The organism is [Rhizobium] kunmingense, assembly GCF_977018605.1.
This window is the reverse complement of the sequence record NZ_CDRNXG010000004.1, coordinates 69,299-85,415: the sequence shown is the minus strand read 5'-3', so window position 1 is coordinate 85,415 and position 16,117 is coordinate 69,299. Positions and strand designations below refer to the sequence as shown.

General features: G+C 62.0%; 18 protein-coding genes. 6 read left to right on the top strand and 12 right to left on the bottom strand.

Features of this window, described 5'->3' with window-relative positions:
• On the top strand, positions 1-406 hold a 406-nt coding region (locus AC0JZ4_RS26510; protein ID WP_471889503.1), incomplete at its 5' end, for a type IV secretory system conjugative DNA transfer family protein.
• Between the two features lie 171 nt (positions 407-577).
• Here AC0JZ4_RS26510 and AC0JZ4_RS26505 read toward each other — a convergent pair.
• Complete coding sequence (locus AC0JZ4_RS26505; protein WP_471889502.1) at positions 578-799, bottom strand: hypothetical protein; 222 nt, start codon at positions 797-799, stop codon at positions 578-580.
• A gap of 246 nt (positions 800-1,045) precedes the next feature.
• Between AC0JZ4_RS26505 and AC0JZ4_RS26500 the strand changes: the two genes are divergently transcribed.
• The 3 genes from AC0JZ4_RS26500 to AC0JZ4_RS26490 all read left to right on the top strand — a co-directional run bounded on the left by AC0JZ4_RS26500 (position 1,046) and on the right by AC0JZ4_RS26490 (position 2,698).
• Entirely contained in the window at positions 1,046-1,564 is a 519-nt protein-coding gene (locus AC0JZ4_RS26500) for a GIY-YIG nuclease family protein (RefSeq protein ID WP_174046955.1), read from the top strand.
• A 348-nt stretch (positions 1,565-1,912) separates the two neighbouring features.
• Complete coding sequence (locus AC0JZ4_RS26495) at positions 1,913-2,182, top strand: WGR domain-containing protein (protein ID WP_037094168.1); 270 nt, start codon at positions 1,913-1,915, stop codon at positions 2,180-2,182.
• A gap of 171 nt (positions 2,183-2,353) precedes the next feature.
• A complete protein-coding gene (locus AC0JZ4_RS26490; protein ID WP_151686695.1) occupies positions 2,354-2,698 on the top strand; it encodes a thermonuclease family protein in 345 nt (114 codons plus the stop codon).
• 40 nt (positions 2,699-2,738) lie between these two features.
• Here the strand turns inward: AC0JZ4_RS26490 and AC0JZ4_RS26485 are convergent, their stop codons facing one another.
• The 3 genes from AC0JZ4_RS26485 to AC0JZ4_RS26475 form a co-directional block, all read right to left on the bottom strand.
• Positions 2,739-2,912 (bottom strand): hypothetical protein, encoded by a 174-nt coding sequence (locus AC0JZ4_RS26485; RefSeq protein ID WP_234189502.1) that lies wholly within the window; start codon positions 2,910-2,912, stop codon positions 2,739-2,741.
• A 264-nt stretch (positions 2,913-3,176) separates the two neighbouring features.
• Positions 3,177-3,347: a hypothetical protein gene (locus AC0JZ4_RS26480; RefSeq protein ID WP_471889501.1), complete on the bottom strand. Its 171-nt coding sequence runs from the start codon at positions 3,345-3,347 to the stop codon at positions 3,177-3,179.
• A 322-nt stretch (positions 3,348-3,669) separates the two neighbouring features.
• Positions 3,670-3,978, bottom strand: a complete 309-nt coding sequence (locus AC0JZ4_RS26475) for a DUF736 domain-containing protein (protein ID WP_052821062.1) — start codon at positions 3,976-3,978, stop codon at positions 3,670-3,672.
• A 459-nt stretch (positions 3,979-4,437) separates the two neighbouring features.
• Here AC0JZ4_RS26475 and AC0JZ4_RS26470 point away from each other — a divergent pair, with 459 nt between their 5' ends.
• Positions 4,438-4,611, top strand: a complete 174-nt coding sequence (locus tag AC0JZ4_RS26470; RefSeq protein WP_471889500.1) for a hypothetical protein — start codon at positions 4,438-4,440, stop codon at positions 4,609-4,611.
• A 3-nt stretch (positions 4,612-4,614) separates the two neighbouring features.
• On the opposite strand, the gene AC0JZ4_RS26465 is transcribed toward AC0JZ4_RS26470, so the two are convergent.
• Both AC0JZ4_RS26465 and AC0JZ4_RS26460 read right to left on the bottom strand, forming a co-directional pair.
• Positions 4,615-5,538, bottom strand: coding sequence for an ArdC family protein (locus AC0JZ4_RS26465; protein ID WP_471889499.1), 924 nt, complete (start codon positions 5,536-5,538; stop codon positions 4,615-4,617).
• Between the two features lie 277 nt (positions 5,539-5,815).
• Complete coding sequence (locus AC0JZ4_RS26460) at positions 5,816-6,403, bottom strand: hypothetical protein (protein WP_471889498.1); 588 nt, start codon at positions 6,401-6,403, stop codon at positions 5,816-5,818.
• On the opposite strand from AC0JZ4_RS26460, the gene AC0JZ4_RS26455 reads away from it, so the two are divergent.
• Complete coding sequence (locus AC0JZ4_RS26455; RefSeq protein ID WP_471889497.1) at positions 6,402-6,557, top strand: hypothetical protein; 156 nt, start codon at positions 6,402-6,404, stop codon at positions 6,555-6,557. The genes AC0JZ4_RS26460 and AC0JZ4_RS26455 overlap by 2 nt on opposite strands.
• A gap of 238 nt (positions 6,558-6,795) precedes the next feature.
• Here the strand turns inward: AC0JZ4_RS26455 and AC0JZ4_RS26450 are convergent, their stop codons facing one another.
• The 6 genes from AC0JZ4_RS26450 to AC0JZ4_RS26425 all read right to left on the bottom strand — a co-directional run bounded on the left by AC0JZ4_RS26450 (position 6,796) and on the right by AC0JZ4_RS26425 (position 16,084).
• A complete protein-coding gene (locus AC0JZ4_RS26450; protein ID WP_471889496.1) occupies positions 6,796-7,107 on the bottom strand; it encodes a hypothetical protein in 312 nt (103 codons plus the stop codon).
• A complete protein-coding gene (locus tag AC0JZ4_RS26445) occupies positions 7,104-7,292 on the bottom strand; it encodes a hypothetical protein (RefSeq protein ID WP_471889495.1) in 189 nt (62 codons plus the stop codon). Before AC0JZ4_RS26445 ends, AC0JZ4_RS26450 begins: the two co-directional genes overlap by 4 nt.
• Complete coding sequence (locus AC0JZ4_RS26440; RefSeq protein ID WP_471889494.1) at positions 7,289-7,996, bottom strand: DUF7007 domain-containing protein; 708 nt, start codon at positions 7,994-7,996, stop codon at positions 7,289-7,291. Before AC0JZ4_RS26440 ends, AC0JZ4_RS26445 begins: the two co-directional genes overlap by 4 nt.
• A complete protein-coding gene (locus tag AC0JZ4_RS26435; protein WP_471889493.1) occupies positions 7,993-9,750 on the bottom strand; it encodes a ParB N-terminal domain-containing protein in 1,758 nt (585 codons plus the stop codon). The genes AC0JZ4_RS26440 and AC0JZ4_RS26435 overlap by 4 nt, the downstream gene beginning before the upstream one ends.
• Positions 9,751-10,299: 549 nt before the next feature.
• Positions 10,300-15,390, bottom strand: a complete 5,091-nt coding sequence (locus AC0JZ4_RS26430) for a DEAD/DEAH box helicase family protein (RefSeq protein ID WP_471889492.1) — start codon at positions 15,388-15,390, stop codon at positions 10,300-10,302.
• Between the two features lie 88 nt (positions 15,391-15,478).
• Positions 15,479-16,084, bottom strand: a complete 606-nt coding sequence (locus tag AC0JZ4_RS26425; RefSeq protein WP_471889491.1) for a DUF1419 domain-containing protein — start codon at positions 16,082-16,084, stop codon at positions 15,479-15,481.
• Between the last annotated feature and the right edge of the window lie 33 nt (positions 16,085-16,117).

The following is a 16,117-nucleotide window of genomic DNA, read 5'->3' as shown; positions in this document are numbered from 1 at the left end:
GATCTATCAGTCGATCGGCCAGCTGCGCGAAACCTATGGCGGGCGCGACGCCTCCAGCAAGTGGTTCGAAAGCGCGAGCTGGATCAGTTTCGCGGCCATCAACGATCCGGAAACCGCTGACTACATCTCTCGCCGCTGCGGCATGACGACGGTCGAAATCGATCAGGTCAGCCGAAGCTTCCAGTCGCGCGGCTCGTCGCGGACGCGGTCGAAGCAACTGGCCGCTCGGCCACTCATCCAGCCACATGAGGTGCTTCGCATGAGGGCGGACGAGCAGATCGTCTTCACGGCGGGCAACCCGCCGCTGAGGTGCGGTCGCGCCATCTGGTTCCGGCGGGAAGATATGAAAGCTTGCGTTGAGCAGAGCAGGTTCTCGCGGCGCAACGCGCCCGCCCATGAACAATGAAGAGCATCGGAGAAATCAGCATAGCGACGACCTGAAAGGGCGTGATTTCGGGAATTCTCGTCATGCTTCAGGCGGATACCGGGCAGCCGCAGGAGGCTTAGCATAGCGCCGCATAAGCGGAAGCCGGGACCCGACTGGCCCCGACCGAAGCATCCCGCTTAAGAAGGCCGTCTACGCGTCGGAGACCCCTTCGGTCAGTCCGTCGAACACCTCCATCATCGCGTTGGTGATGGCTTGACCGAGAGCGTTGCCAGCCACGCGAACGTCGTCCTCGGAGCCGTCTCGCGCAGCACGGGCAAGCTCGTACCCCTGATCCGCGACGATCTGCTCGGCCACTTCGATCGCCCACAGGCCAAAGTCGCCGCGGTTGTCAATTTGGATAGCGTTGTCCATCTGCACCTCTCGTAGTTGGTTCGTCGGCTTCTTTGCATGGACAGTAGTCCATGACAAACCAGAGGCCTCAATGTCGAGGTACCACGTATAGGAAAGGCGCTACGCCGGACCCGACGATCTTGCTCATCGCCAAATGCCGGCTTCCGCTTTCGGCCCCTTTGCAGACGCTGATGCTTGAGCCCTCTTGACCGCCGCACACTTTCATCCACTGTTTAAAAATAATTTCACACATTATCGGATGACTAGGTGGCAGTATATTTTTTCGCTGAACGGGACCCGGGTGGCGACTGGCGTTATTCGGTCAAGGTTGGCTATTCGAATGATATCCCAAGAAGACTGCGAAACCTTCAGACAGGCAACCCTCGGGAGATCGCTGTCATGGGGTTCATTCGCACAAAGGACCGTGCAGAGGATCGGCGAGTTGAGGCCGATCTGCATAAGCGCCTCAAAGACGATGTGGTGCGTGGCGAATGGTTCAGCGTGGACCCAGAGCAAATCTTCGACGCACTCCATAGCCATTCCACCAACGCATTTCTGGCAACCGAGGGCGATCCTTTCGAAATCATTGGTCTCGATAGCCATGCCATCCCGGTGTACGCCAGTCCATGGCATTGGGGCGAGTTCGAGGTAGACGAATTCTGCCCGCGCTGTGGCTGGGCTTGCGGTTGGACAGAGGTTGAGACCGCAGGTGGAATGATGTGCCTAGAATGTGGCGCGCACGAAGCACACTACGAGGATAGGGGTGACGAGCCTGACTGGGATTAAGACCTCGCACGTGTTGAGATGAGGCAGTGTCTCGTGCGTTAGGTTGCTGCTGCCGCGAAGGTTCGGAACTGCATGTTGCGCCGCAAGATTTTGGATACGGCGTGGGCATGACTTCGCAAATTCTGCTGTTGGCGCGAACCGGCCGAGCCCGCGGCCTGCGGAAGGATCGTGACCCGGATGGGCGAAGACCGAATGTGGGCTTCGTTCGCCCCAGCGAATAGAGCCGTACGCCGAAGGCGGACCGCCCAAACTCGCTAGCGTCTCCACATCACGGAAATGAATCGATTGCCTCCGAGCGATTCAAAACTCTCGTTGGACGGCGACTCCTAAAGGCACGATCATGCCGGCATGATCACCCAGCCCTATCATCTTTATGTCGAGAGGACAGACCTCACGAAAAACATGGCCCGCTTCTATGCGATGTCCATCGAGCCAAACCTGTTCGGGGAAACTTGCCTGATGCGATGTTGGGGTCGTATCGGAACGAGCGGCCAGACGATGAGCCATCATTTCAAAACCGAACGTGAAGCCGTCGTTCTGTTTCTCGAACTCCTCCGCCAGAAAAAGCGTCGTGGCTACTCAGCCGTGGCGCGTAAAGCGTGCCGGCAACTGATTTAAGGGCTTGTGGATTTGAAGGGCAAGAATGAAGACGAGATCAGAATTGGTGCTGATAGGCGAACGTCGAGATCAATCCGGTTGACACTGTTGGCGTTGTTCGCAGCTTTTCCAGCCTTCAACGCGTCAACCAGCATTTCAGCCTACGCGAGCGACAACAGATCCAATTTAGGCATGCAATTCCAGAAATGCGCCACGGGCTCGCGCGAGGCTTGCGTCGTCGACGGAGACACGATCTGGCTGAACCGCCAGAAGATCCGCATCGCCGATATCGACACGCCGGAGGTGGGCGAACCGAAGTGCTCGTCGGAGCTGGCACTTGGTAACCGCGCCACGGACAGGATGCTTGAGCTGATCAACGAGGGTCCCTTCGAGATCAAAGCGTGGCCCGGCCGAGATGCCGACCGGTATGGCCGCAAGCTTCGTGTCCTGATCAGAGACGGCCGCAGTCTGGGCGATGTTCTCGTGTCGGAAGGCCTCGCTAGGACATGGAGCGGCCGACGGGAGCCATGGTGCTGAGGTAGGAAAATTGGCCCGGCGAGCCGGGCCAGCACGGCGGTTACCGCCGTCGGTTCCAGTCGGTCTCGAAATTGACCTCGACTTCGACGAAGAACGGGATCTTGATCGCGATCTTCATACCGAGCTTGCCCTTGCGGAAGAAGTGACAGATCACCTTGGCGAGGATACGGAGCCGGCGGCCGGTAGCTTTGAGGAACTTAGCGAGCTGTTGCATGTGATTTCTCCTGTCGATCGCGTTTCGTCGCGGGGATGAAATGCGGATCGGGAAGGAGTGCCGCACCGGGCACGGCCGGAGCGCAGCGGAGGACCTGAGGACGGCTGAATTTTGATGCGCGAGGAGCCAAAGGCGGGGAAAATTATGCCGTCAGCAGGTTGCGGCGGGACGCACGATCCGCATCATTCCCAATGTCGATGAAATGGGATCGACAGGAAAATTGCAGCGGCTCTGATCCGAAGGCGACAAGCGGGGGAAACCACCTCAGAAAGGTGGCTCAGCTTCAGCAAGGCCGTCCAGCTCGGCAACTGAGACGATCAACTCCGCGTGGGCGATTTCGAGTTCGGCCTCGATCTGGCGGCGCTCGGCGCCATCGACAGCATTGCGCAGCTCGGCCCGCAGTTCTTCGATCTGGATTTCGAGTTCGTCGTTCATCTTCGTCTCCTTGAAGTTTGTGGAAGATGACCGACGGGTCCGAGAGGGGATGGCGGGGTCAGGGATCGCGCCAGCGACCGGCAGAGCCGGGGAGTGGGGGAGCCGATTTGCGGAAGCTGGCCTTGAGGGCAGGTGGAGCAAATTGGGGGAACCGCTCATCCTTGAGGCCGGCATTGCCGCTTGGCACAATCCTGCATTCTGAGCAGCTTCCCCCGCTTACCGTATGCCACCAAAAAAGCCGGGCCTGGCTCGATGCCAGATCCGGCTTTGATCTCTTGGCAGGAGAGAAGGCTCCGCCGGTGGCGGAGCCTCGTGATCCTGATCAGTCGCGGTTCGGGCGGGACCAGATGAGCTGGAGGCCTTCTTCGCCTTCGACCTCGGCGAGCGTTGCGTAGATCGGGGCAGGGAAGCTGGGATCGTCGAGCTTGACCGAGAGGTAGTCGCGGCCCTGCTCGGAGGTCTTCTGCCAGGCGGCGCCGAGTTCAACGCTCCCGGCGTAGACGCGGAACTGCGGGCCCTTGTCGGAAGGGTTCTCGACCCGGGCGATGCGTGCCTTGACGTTGAGGGCGAGCGTGCGAATGGAGCCGGTGAAGCCGTTTTCGGTGGAGGTGAAGGTGCCGATGGTTGCCATTGTCGTATTCCTTTTCGTGGTTCGGGTCGCGCCCATCGCGGCCTCGATGGCAGTCGACAAGACCGGTGACGATCGGACCGCACCTGATAAGGCCGCAATGCAATGGAGGGCGACAAGTCGCAGATTTGTTAGTGGGAGAGGAGGAGCCCGTGAGGGATCCGGGGTAAGAAATCTGAGCCTTGTCGTTGCGGGAAGACGATCGAGGCGCAGCCGGTCTCCGGTCAGACATGCCCCATCGAGCCCGCAGATGGGTTGCCGGAAACTCTGTCGTGAAGGGATAAGGCACTGGCGCTCACCGCGTTTGCCCGAGGGAAGAATGGCAACCTGGTTCATGCTACACTTGTCCCGTCCTCGGAGTCTGCTTCGATTGGGGAGTGGTTACCATGCGAACGTGGTCCGGCTTGCCTGTTATGCCCGGTGCGATATCGTTGCGCTCGCGAATCGCAGCCTGGAGGATCAATGCGTCAGCAGACCAAGCCGTTCATCATCGAACGCAAGCCATCCCGCAAACCGAAGCCCGACGCTCTGAAACCGTCGATCTGGGGAAAGCTGGATACTGACATCGCACAAGGTCTCCAAGATCAGCGTGATATGGAAGAAGCGGCCGCCACCGGTGGTGACGTCCGCGCTTGACCTTCAGGCCGCAGCCTTCAGATCCACTTCCGGCTGTAGGGAATGCAGGAAGCTCACCGCGCGCTGCGCATGCGCCGCGGCCTGGAAGATGGCCCGCTTGTCGTTGGCAAGGATCGATAGCCAGGACTGCAGGTAGGACGCATGATCGGGCCGTGGCTCCAGCTCCGGCGCGATGCCGAGATCGGCGCAAAGGAAGCAACTGCCGAGCTCGGCGATGAGCTCTTCACGGGCTCGTTCCGTCCTGTCCTTTGCATAGCGCGACAGATCACGGCCGACGCGATGTTCCGCCGCCGTCCAATGCGTGGCCTCATGGCTGAGGACGGCTGCATAACCGGCCGCATCGCGGAACGCCTCAAAGGGTGGCATCTGGATGTAGTCCATGACCGGCGAGAAGTAGGCCTGGTTGCCGCCATGCCGGATGACTGCACCCGTCGCTTTGAAGAAGCGATCGGCGCTCTCGATGCGCTCGACAGGATCCCGCACCTTGGCTGGCGGGGCATAATAAGTGTCAGGCAAACCATCGATCTGCTCGATATTGAACACCGAGTATGCCTTCAGGAACGGGATTTCCCGATCCACATCGTTGCCGCTCCCGTCGGCCACCGGTTTGGTGAAGCGACTGGCGAAGACAACCGTCGAGCCCGTTTCGCCCTTCCGCACGGCTCCGCCCAGTTCGAGAGCCTGCTTGAATGTCATCCACATCGAGGAGGAGTAGCCGCGCGACAGCTGCTCCGACCACAACAGGAGCACGTTCATGCCGGAGTAGGGCAGGCCGTTATGGCGCACCGGCCGGGTAATCCGGTCACTGGTGTTGGCGGCGCTCCACGGCTTCATCCAGGGGCGCACGCCCTGTCCGAGATCCTCGACGATCCGGTCGGTGATCCGCGTGTAGATGTCGATGCGATCCGCTTCCGTTTTCCTGACCATGACTTCTCTCTCCTTTTTTCAAGACCGCGCCTGTCGCGGTCCGTCACGGAGGTCCGAAGCCAGGAGCTGATGGTGCGCCCATGCACCGGAACGGCCGCAACAGCGTGGAGGACGGCAAAGCCGTTGCATGGGCGCCCGGCTCCTGCAGGACCGCCGAGCGGGACGGGCCGCGACAGGCGCGTCGCCAGCTTTCCCTCTCGACACGAAAAATGGCCGGCGCTTGCTGGCGCCAGCCTGGGACAAAATGCAAAGGGCGGGGTTACCCCCGCCGATGGCATCAACCGAAGGCCGCCATCTGGGCCTCGGCCGCCTTGCGGTCGAGCGAAGCGCCCGGGTGCTCGACCGGCCGGTCGAAGGGCTTCCAGGTTTCGCCGACGACCTGTTCGTAGGCGGCCACCGCACCTTCAGCCGCCATCCGCAGCGCGTGGGACTGGACACCCATGTCGGCTGCGAATTCCCGCTTGCGCTGGGCGCCGCTGTCATAGCCGACCGGACCGTCGAGATCCTCGTCGCGAGCATCGTTCGATGCCTTGGCCGTTGCATCGCGCGCTTCGGTGACAGCGCGCGAGTAGAACTGTCCGGCGCCATGCGCCGATCCGACAAAGGCTCCGACGATGCGCTGCAGATGGATCTGCATGGCTTTCTCGCCCAAGCCCTCGGAAAGGCTGTCGGCGGTCTCGACGATCAGCCGCTCATGCAGGCTGCGGATGCCATCGCTGTCGACGATAGCCGTGCCGAAGCTTTCAGCGATTTTGTGCGCCTGAATGGCGTCGGGGCAGGAGAGGCGGACCATTTCGAGGGTGGTGCCGCGGCGCGATTGCGCCGATCGGGTGGTGGAGCGATTGGGGGTGGCGGGCTTGGCCATGTCTGTTCCTTCCGTGGCTGCCGAAGCGGTTCCGGCCCGTGCCGGTCTGCCCTTCGATGCGGACGACCAGAACCGGCAAGGGACGGGTTGCTTCACAGGTCCGATCCGACTGAGCCAGCAGGGCAGGGTGGCGGGCCAGCAGGTCTTGACCTGAGCAGACCGCGAGCCTGCCCTTGCGCAGAGAGGCTGGATCGGCCGCTCCGCGGCGCGATAGCGGCCTTGAAACGACCGGCCGCCGGTTCAGACCGCAGCGAACAAGAAGGGCAGATCGGCACGGGTCCGACGTCAGATGAAAGCTGGAAGGGGACATGGCCAAGCCCGCCACCTAGGCGGTCACCGGGGTCGCATGATGTTTGGAGGCCATCCAGCATCCTACCCAGCCTCAGGTCCACCTATCTTGCGACCCGCGAAACAGGCGCATCAGTGCAATGCTCAAGCGCGTCGATGATCTGCTCATGCATGACCAACCTGCGAGTGAGCGTATCGAGTTCGCCCCACCGCTCGAAGGCCAAGCGGTCGGCAAGCTCCTGATAATAGACCCTGGGTCCGGATCGGCGACGCGCCCGGCTCCGGACCTTCACCGTGATCGCCCGCCGTCCGGCACGGGCTGCAATCTGCCGGTTCAGACAATCGAGATGCCGTTGGATTTCATGCCGGGCGCCAATCGCCTGCTCCAGCGGTTTTGGAGTGAGGACGTCAATCATGACCCATCCTCACGACCTCGCCAGCCGATGAAGGAGGATGGCCCATGATACTCAGCATGACGGTTGTGATCGATGACAAAGCCAAACCGGCTGCGCCTGGCATATTCGTCGCTCGGGATCAGGAAGCGACGCTCGTCGTTGCCTGCTCGCCGGTTCCCGCCGACAACCGCCACGACCTCGGTCATGCCCGGGTGCTGATTGGAGAAGATTGCAGATATGACAATGTGGTCCGCGGCATGACCTTGATCGAACGCCCTGCGATCCTTGACCCAGCTTTCGCCCTCGGCCAGCTTACGGCGGTGTATCGCCTCCCAGGCATCCGCCAGGTATTGCAAATGGTTTTGGCGGCAGTGGACCGCTCGTAACCAGTGAACAGCTCTGGAAAGCTGAAGGCGACGATCGCCCATTCGCAATCTTCCTCGTACCATGGTGTGTCCTTCCGCAGCAGCGGATGGATTTTGGCATTTCGGTCGGCTGAGAGGTGAAAACCACCGTGGCCGGCCGTGCTATGGGCGATGACGCCATCGGCATAAACGACTGCCATCTGCGATGCCCCCCAGGGCGTGCTCGCCGACATGCGGGTCTGCACTCGATTCAGCGCAGCCAGATCACGCTTGTGCCCGGCCGTCTCGACAACACGCATCCGAAACTCGGTCCCGTCGGCCACGCGGCCATCGTGCCCGATGAAGTCGGCGCGCGTCAGCTCAGCGAGTGGCCGACGAACAAAGGCCGCGCTCGCGAAAAAAGCAAAGCCGCTGTACGATGTGACCATGGCGAGGACCAGGTCATCAACGCGGGCGACGGGCATGCCGTCCGCGCTGGTGGCAAACTCCACCCCCGAGAGATCGGGGGTGGTTGCTGCCATTTTCGTCTGGAGGGCGGCGGTCATGCTGCTGCCCTCTGATCGAAATCCTGATCGTGCTCGTCCTCCGAGCCGACATCGGTGCCCTGCGGATCGTCGTGGTCCCCTTCTTCGCCGGCGTAGCCTTCCTGCTCCGCTTCGAGGTCCTCACCATGACCGCCGTCATCCTGGTGCCCGCCCGAGCCGATGACGTCAGTGGCAGCACCTGCGCGGATCCAGTCGAGCAGCTCGTCAGCCGGCGGCGCGAAGCGGCCGGCGGGATGGACAAAGTGCTGAGTTGCGAAATGCTCGACCAGTGCGGCGCGGGTTTCCCGAACCTTCTGCCGCGGCTGGACCGATGCTTCGGCGCAAGATGCTTCCAGCGCCTGGCGCGACAGGCATAAGAGGAAGTCTTCCGAACCCATGTTTGGCAGGAATTCGTCGGCGCCGATCGCGTCGCCGGCGACGCGCGCGATCACGCCGCTGTTCGACATGCCGCGGCGGCAAGAGAGAACGTCGATCAGCACGGAGCGAACCGCGACCCTCAGGGTGTCTTGATCGAAGGCGAGCTTGCCATGCTCGTCAAACAGTCCGACCACATGGCGCGAGAAGCGCTTGCCGCCATAGAAGGTCCTGTCTGCGCCGGAGTCCACACGGACATTCTGCCCGGCAAAGGCCAGCACCATCAGCGCCATCAGCATATCGTCCTCGATCGGCGCGCGGCCGAGTGCGTCGTGCAGCGCATCGGTGCGGAAATCGCCGATCATGTCATGGCCCTTCTGCGTGACATCGGGCCGGACCTTCGGGGTGGCAATCGCGTCAGCGTCATCACCGCCACCAACAGAGCCGTCACCAGCACTTCCCTTCGGCTTCGCGGTCTCGGGCATGCGATAACGGACGGTCTGCACCTTGCCGTCGCGATCGAGATAGATCGCCGTGTGGTCGGACTTGGACGGCTTGCCGTAGACCTGAGAAGCCTTCTTCGGCAGTTCAGGTTGGCCCCAGCTGTTGACCTCGACGATCCCGCCCTTCTTCGGCAGATTATTCGTCATCCACTCGTGCTGGGCACCGAGGAACCCTTCGACATTCGTGGTGTAGCGGCCATCCTGGTCGGCCGGCGCGAAGAGATCCTCGACCCATTCAATGCCGTAGGCCTGAGCCAGATCATCGCCAAAGCTCGCATCCTTGGCATACATACGCTTCTTGGTCAGCGCATTGGCAACCTGCCACCACGGCGCGGTGTCACCCTTTTTAGGTTTGTGGGCTTTCCAGACCTCCTTCTGGTCGAGCTGTCCGGCAGCCGCGATGACGCGCAACTGCTGCTCGGACGGCATATCGCCCAACGCCATCTGTTCGAGCATGGCCGGCAGGACGTTGGCGAGCAGGCGTAGCTTGCGGATCTGGCGGACGGGAAGGGCGAGAGCCACGGCGATCGCTTCCTCGGTCCAGCCGAGGGCCACGAGCCGTTCGATGCCGCGCCACTGGTCAACGGGGTTGAGGGCTTCGCGCACGCTGTTCTCGACCATGGACCGCATCGCGCCGTTGTCGTTGGCGGCGTCTGCGACGAGGATCTCGATTTCTTCGAGACCGGCAGCAATGGCGAGCCGGACGCGGCGGTGGCCGGCGTCGATGATATAACCGTTTCCGCCATCCGTTTCCGGTGCGACAACAGGTGGCTGAACGATACCGACGGCTTTGATTGTCGCCAGCATCAACGCGTCCGCCTGCGGCGACGACTTCGACTGGCGCATCCGGTCGGGGTTTTCCTTCAGAGCGCGTGGGTCAACCTTCATGATCTGCATGGGATGAGTCCTTTCAGGAGAATTCCGGACCGGCGCCTTGCCAGCCCTTCCTGTCTTCATTTTTCTCGAAGACACCTCCCGGCCCGCCGATCGGCCGGACTGACGCAACTGCAACCGAGCATCCTTGCCGCGAAGGACAAGCGGGGCTGACAGCCCTGCGAAGGTCGAGTGGCCGGGATGGCGCAGGTGGCGGTTGAGCGACAGCGGCGGCAGGAGAACAGATCGGCGACCGGTTCCTTCCTCCTCCTGCTCTTCCGCTTCTCTGTTGAAAGATCGGCGCGCGCACCCCGCGGCCAAAGCAGCACGTGAAAACCTCGGCTGGAAACAGAAACGCAAAAAGGGCGCTCAACCCACGAGGGGAGCGCCCTTTTGCTGATCCCGGACGACATCGAAAGCCACCGCAAGAGCGGTGGCAGGACATCATCTGAACGGGAAGTGATGCTCAGATATTATCGAGGGTCAGGGATTTCAAGTATCGGCCCCCGCCATCTGGCGAAGGCTATGGCAGGGGCAGGACCAAGACGCAAAACTAGCCTGGGTTTAAGTTTGTCATGCGGCGATCTGGTCTGCTTCAGCAATGGCCGAAGCAGCCAGTTCTTCCTCGATCTCGCGAAGCCGCTTCCTTTTCGCGCCAAGCTCGTCAGCGAACTGGAATGGGCCACCAGTGCGCGATTGATACGAATTCAGCCGGCGCCCGGCCTCGTCCAATCGGCGGCGATATTGCCGCTGCTCTTCGTCAAAGCCATCAAGAGCATGCTCCAGACGCGAGATCGCGCCGAGCGGCGTGACGGTGATGGAGAGATCGACCTCATATTCGGCGCCAGTGCGCTGGAGCAGCGTCTCGAAACGATAGCCATCGCCCGTGCCAAAACGCTCCCCTTCATAGACGAGATCAAAGCCGCCGATCGTTGCCAGACGCACCTCGCCCTCCCGCTGCAGCTGCAGAAGTGTGAGGATCTCCTTCATCAAGGCACGACCAGCCTCCCTGCGCTCGGTGTGAACCTGCCCGAGCACCGTCATGGTGAAGGCATCGCCGCTAGTCGGCCGGAGGCGTGCGATGTCCTCGCCGATTTCACCGATTCGCCGGGTCGAGACCTCGATCTCGCGCTCGGCGTCGCGCATCTGCCGGCGGACGGCATATTGGTCGTCCTCGTGGGCGGCGCGCAGGCGTTCGAGCCGGGCGATATCGGCCTCGAGTCCAGCTTTCTGCATCAAGCGCTCGTCGCCAGACGCGATGGCCTTGGCCATGGCGAACTGGTTCGCGGCCCCTTCGCCAACGTCCTCCAGCCGACGGATCGAGGTGTCGCCGGAGAGCGCGGCGGCGATGAATCGCGCCTTGCGCTCGTTGTTCTGCCACATGGAGGCGTCGAGCGAGCCCTCGGTGGCATAGGCGAAGATATCGACTTCGTCGTGCTGGTTGCCCTGGCGAACGATCCGGCCTTCCCGCTGTTCGATCTGCGACGGCAGCCATGGGACATCGAGATGGTGGAGGGCCTTGAGCCGTAGCTGAGCGTTGACGCCGGTCCCCATGGTCTCCGACGATCCGATCAGGAAGCGGACCTTGCCCGCCCTGACATCGCCAAACAACCGCTGCTTGGCCTCCGTCTTTTTATAGTCCTGCATAAACGCGATCTGCGCGGCGGGCACGCCAAGCTGGATCAGTTCGTCTCGGATGAAGCGATAGGCCGAGAAGCCGCGGGATTTCTCGACATTAATCGTGCCGAGATCCGAGAAGATCATCTGGGCGGCGCCTGGCAGATCAAACTCCTTGCCGTCAGGACGACGATAGATGGCCTCGCCGGTCTCCGTCCATATCCGGTGGGCATTGCGCACGAGGAGATTGAGCTTGTTATCTGCCTCGTTCTCGGCCGCCGGCATCACGAAGCGCAGGTCGATCGCCGCATGGCGACCATCGGTGATGACCGAAAGCAGAATGTCGTCACCTGGCTTTGCCGGCCCTTCACGCTTTTCGATCGCCTTGATCCGGCCATCGAGCATTTGCTGGTAGGTCTTGAACAACGCCGTCGGCTTGGCCGTTAGGATCTGTCGGCGCCCGGTCGAGATGTTGGGCACCTTCACATATTGCCGGAGATCGTCAGGCATGACGACATCGGCGAAGGAGCGGAACATGGCGATCAGTTCGGGGACGTTGACGAAGCTGGCGAAGCGGCTGACCGGCTTGTATTTGCCAGATGGCTGGATTTCGAGTTCGGTCGTCGTATCACCAAAGCAGGATGCCCAGGCATCGAATTCGTGCAGCCCGCGCTCGGCGAGGGCGTCATAGCCGAGCAGGCGTTGGATCGAGAACATCTCGCCGAGCGTATTGGTGATCGGCGTGCCGGAGGCGAGCACCAGCGCGCGGCCGGGGTTCTTCGTTTCGATATAGCGGGACTTCACATAGAGATCCCAGGCACGTTGCGAGCCGTTGGGATCGATGCCCTTCAGCGTCGACATGTTGGTGGCGAAGGAGAGCTTGCGGAATTCCTGCGCTTCGTCGATGACGATCTGGTCGATACCGATTTCGGAGATCGTCAGAAGGTCGTCCTTGCGGGTCGCCAGAGCCTCAAGCCGCTCCTGCAACCCTTCCTTCAGCCGCTCGAGGCGCTTGCGCGAGACACGGTCTTCGCTGTCGACCTTCGTCAGCAGGTCTTCATAGAGCTGCAACTCGTCCTGGATCATCTCCTGTTCGAACGCCGTCGGCACGGCGATGAAACGGAAGGCAGAATGGGTGATGATGATGGCGTCCCAGGTCGAGGTCGCCGCGCGCGACAGGAACCGGGCGCGCTTGTCCTTGGTGAAGTTGGTCTCGTCGGCGACGAGAATACGGGCATTCGGATAGAGTGCGAGGAATTCGCGAGCGGCCTGCGCCAGGCAATGGCCGGGTACGACCAGCATGGCCTTGGCGATCAGACCGAGACGGCGTTGCTCCATGATGGCAGCTGCCATGGTCATCGTCTTCCCGGCGCCAACGGCATGGGCGAGATAGGTCGAGCCATCGGCGATAATCCGCCATATGCCGCGTTTCTGGTGCCCATAAAGAACAAAGGCGCCAGAGGCGCCCGGAAGCTTGAGATGGGAGCCGTCGAATTTGCGCGGCGCGATATTGTTGAATTGGTCGTTGTAATCGCGCGCCAGCCGATCGGTGCGATCGGGGTCCGTCCAGATCCAATCCTGGAAGGATTGCTTGATCCTCTGCAGTTTGTCGCGGGCGGCTTCGGTATCGACGACGTTGAGGACCCGGCGCTCGCCGTCGGCGTCCCTGAACACGTCGAAGATCTGCGGGACCCGGCTGTTCAGCGCATCCGCGAGAAGCTCGCCGGCGTGGCGGCGGCTCGTGCCCCATTCCGATGTGCCGGCGGCGCTGTAACCGAGCTGACGGGCCTCGACGGTCCAGGATCCAAGTTCAGGCATATGGTGGATGAGAATGTCCGCCTCCATCTTCTCCTTCACGAAGGCGGCAACATCGGCCGCCGATATCCACGGCGCACCGAGACGGGCCGTGATGTCGGAGGGGCGAAGATCGGCCGGCTGGACGTCAGTTAAGGCGCGAACGTTGCGCTCATAGACAGGATCGAGCTCGGCCGCAGCCTGCGCGGCGGCCAGCTTGGTGCGAACGGCGCCAGAAAGATATCCATCGGCTGTCTGCCACGACTCATCTGCCGGGTCGCGGAAGATGGCCTCGCCCAACTCGTCGATCACGACTGCGGGATCGGCGTGCAACAGCTCGGCAATATGGTCGATATCGACATGGCCGCGTTCATTCAGTACAACGGCAAGCGCATCCGCTGGCGACGTGATGGTCGGCGCCGCCGGCGGAGCTATCACGCGTTCGGAAAAGATCGGACCGGGCTTGGCCGTGTCGGTCTCAAGATCGTAATCCTCGATCGAGGCAACCAGCCAGCAATCCGGATCGTCGCGAAAGGGTGCGAGGTTCGGCTGGCGGTGGGCCTCCTTGATCTCGCCGGTCTCGGCATCCTCCTGGATGGACACGGTGGTGTGATTGATCGGCCCGAAATCGCGCACGAAGCTCGACCAAGCGATACGAAGCCGAACCTGAAGATCGCGCCAGGGCCGATCGATCTCTTGTGCCTTCAGCACCTCGCGCACCGCATCGCGGATCGGGATCAGCTTCGAAATGATCCGGACATGCTTTTCCGGGACGCCATCACCTGAGCGGCCCTTGCGGACCATGACCGGCACAGCCGACCCGTCGAGCATCTGCATCAGGCCCTTGGCGCGGTCGAGGAAGAAGCTGCCCTCACGGACAGCGCCGCCCTTCGGCTGCAGGTCGACAATCCCGCCGAGTTCGTCCTCAAGATTGATATAGATCGGCGTCGGTTCGCCGTCATAGAGATCGGCCGGCAGAAGCTCGATGGCAGCGGCAAGCGCGGCTTCGAGAGCCACGCCATCGCGGGGCCGGCATGTGTAGGTCTCGCCGAACGGCCCCGAGGTCAGGGCGTGGGTGCCGAGCACAAAATCTGGGTGCCGGGCAAACCACCTGTTGACGCGAATTGCGCCTTCGTCGTCGGTGGCGGGCTTAATCTCATCGACATCGAGCCACTGCTGGTCGCCTTCTAGCTCTCCAAGGTTTCGCTTGCGGAAGAAGAGAATGTCGACCACGACATCCGTGCCGGCGTCGCGGCGAAAGCTGCCCTCGGGCAGCCGGATCGCCGCGATCAGGTCGGCGGACTTGCTGATGCGCTCACGCGCCGTCGTATCGGCCTTGTCCATCGTCCCATGTGAGGTGACAAAGGCGGCCAGCGCGCCGGGTTTTAGGAGATCGATCGACCGGGCGATGAAGTAATCGTGCAGGCGAAGGCCGAGCGCCCGATAGGCACGGTCCGAGCGGACTGTTCGATCGGAGAAGGGGGGATTTCCGATGGCAAGATCGTAGATTGGCGCCAGATCGGTGCGGGCAAAGTCGCCGGTGATGATGCGGGCCTTCGGCTGTAGCAAACCGACGATGCGGGCCGTGACCGGATCGAGTTCGATCCCCGTGACATAGGCAGCATTGCGGTAGGGCTGAGGCATCAGCGCCGGGAACAGTCCTGTGCCGATACCGGGCTCCAGCACCCGGCCGCCGCGCCATCCGAGTTTTGCGATGCCAGCCCAGATCGCCCGGATGATGAACTCGGGCGTGAAATGCGCATATTGGGTGCAGCGCGCCAGCGACAGATAGTCCGCCTCTGTGACCGCGGTTTCGAGCGAAGAGGCGAGGTCACCCCAACCTTGCCGGAAATCGACCTCGCCAGGCCGGCGAAACATACCATTGGCCAGCTCGCCAGCGCCGAAGCCGGTGAAGCGGATCAGCTGCGCCTGCTCTTTGGGCGTTGCCGACCGGTCCTGCTTGGCAATGCCCTCGGCGACGAGGATCGCCGCAACGTTGGCGCGGGCGCGATCCTTCCAGGAGGCGCCCAGCCCGCGTTCACCGTCGAGATAGAAGTTTGCCCGAAGTCCCGCCCGCCGTAGAGGTGCGGCAGAGCCGGGGAGTGCAGGTGCCGGCGCGGGCGGAGTGAGATCCGGGTCGTCATCATTGGCAGCATCGGAAGAGAAACCGCCAAACGCGGTGACGCCGAGCCCGAGACCTGACGAAAGCGCGCTCGAGCCGAACATGTCGAGAGTGAAGGGATCGTTGCTCATTGAAAACTCCTTTGGAAAGCGGACGTGCGCAAGCGTCCGGTCGAGAATTCGACCGGCTGAATCGCCAAACTGCGGGGAACGGTTTGGCTTATGCGGCCAGGGGTGAAGGAAGATGGCGCAGATGCACCGGCAGCTTGGCGGCGATTTCGTCATCGCTGAGCGTATCGAGCAGCTTCAGGAAAGTGCCTTCCTTGCCTCCGTAGAGCATGATCGTCCGATGCCCCTGCATCGACTTCGCCCCGCGGGGCCCGGCATAGCCGCGATAGTCGTCTGCAGTGGTGCTCCAGATATGCTCGAGCCGTTCCTCGCGGCTCATTGCCCGAACCGGCCGGGTCTCGCGGTCGAGGATCGAGGAACGCATCGCCTCTACCGAATTCGGATCGGAGAGGTCGCAGTAGGTGTGGAAATAGCGGACGGTGTTATCGATCCGGATCGCGTAGAGGACCGAGGTCACGGAACCGGTCATGAACTCGCGCATCGCAAAGACCGGTCCACGCATCCAGAGCGGCGGCAGGATGTCGAGCATATAGGAGTATGAGTTTTCATCGATCTCGAACCATTCGCCAGCATAGGTGGTGGACTGGTCACCGTCGAAACGGTCGGGGCGCTTGGCGTGCCGGTCAAACATGCGGAACATGTCGGCGCGTTTGGCCACACCATGAAACACTTTACGGTGAAGGGATATCGAACTCATCAGCACGGTCCTTTCGGGGTTTGGGGACCGAAG

Excerpts from the sequence above, each read along its gene's own strand:
- AC0JZ4_RS26505 (WP_471889502.1), bottom strand. The coding sequence starts at position 799 with ATGGACAACGCTATCCAAATTGACAACCGCGGCGACTTTGGCCTGTGG.
- AC0JZ4_RS26495 (WP_037094168.1), top strand. The coding sequence starts at position 1,913 with ATGATCACCCAGCCCTATCATCTTTATGTCGAGAGGACAGACCTCACG.
- AC0JZ4_RS26490 (WP_151686695.1), top strand. The coding sequence starts at position 2,354 with ATGCAATTCCAGAAATGCGCCACGGGCTCGCGCGAGGCTTGCGTCGTC.
- AC0JZ4_RS26485 (WP_234189502.1), bottom strand. The coding sequence starts at position 2,912 with ATGCAACAGCTCGCTAAGTTCCTCAAAGCTACCGGCCGCCGGCTCCGT.
- AC0JZ4_RS26480 (WP_471889501.1), bottom strand. The coding sequence starts at position 3,347 with ATGAACGACGAACTCGAAATCCAGATCGAAGAACTGCGGGCCGAGCTG.
- AC0JZ4_RS26475 (WP_052821062.1), bottom strand. The coding sequence starts at position 3,978 with ATGGCAACCATCGGCACCTTCACCTCCACCGAAAACGGCTTCACCGGC.
- AC0JZ4_RS26470 (WP_471889500.1), top strand. The coding sequence starts at position 4,438 with ATGCGTCAGCAGACCAAGCCGTTCATCATCGAACGCAAGCCATCCCGC.
- AC0JZ4_RS26465 (WP_471889499.1), bottom strand. The coding sequence starts at position 5,538 with ATGGTCAGGAAAACGGAAGCGGATCGCATCGACATCTACACGCGGATC.
- AC0JZ4_RS26455 (WP_471889497.1), top strand. The coding sequence starts at position 6,402 with ATGTCTGTTCCTTCCGTGGCTGCCGAAGCGGTTCCGGCCCGTGCCGGT.
- AC0JZ4_RS26460 (WP_471889498.1), bottom strand. The coding sequence starts at position 6,403 with ATGGCCAAGCCCGCCACCCCCAATCGCTCCACCACCCGATCGGCGCAA.
- AC0JZ4_RS26450 (WP_471889496.1), bottom strand. The coding sequence starts at position 7,107 with ATGATTGACGTCCTCACTCCAAAACCGCTGGAGCAGGCGATTGGCGCC.
- AC0JZ4_RS26445 (WP_471889495.1), bottom strand. The coding sequence starts at position 7,292 with ATGACCGAGGTCGTGGCGGTTGTCGGCGGGAACCGGCGAGCAGGCAAC.
- AC0JZ4_RS26440 (WP_471889494.1), bottom strand. The coding sequence starts at position 7,996 with ATGACCGCCGCCCTCCAGACGAAAATGGCAGCAACCACCCCCGATCTC.
- AC0JZ4_RS26435 (WP_471889493.1), bottom strand. The coding sequence starts at position 9,750 with ATGCAGATCATGAAGGTTGACCCACGCGCTCTGAAGGAAAACCCCGAC.
- AC0JZ4_RS26430 (WP_471889492.1), bottom strand. The coding sequence starts at position 15,390 with ATGAGCAACGATCCCTTCACTCTCGACATGTTCGGCTCGAGCGCGCTT.
- AC0JZ4_RS26425 (WP_471889491.1), bottom strand. The coding sequence starts at position 16,084 with ATGAGTTCGATATCCCTTCACCGTAAAGTGTTTCATGGTGTGGCCAAA.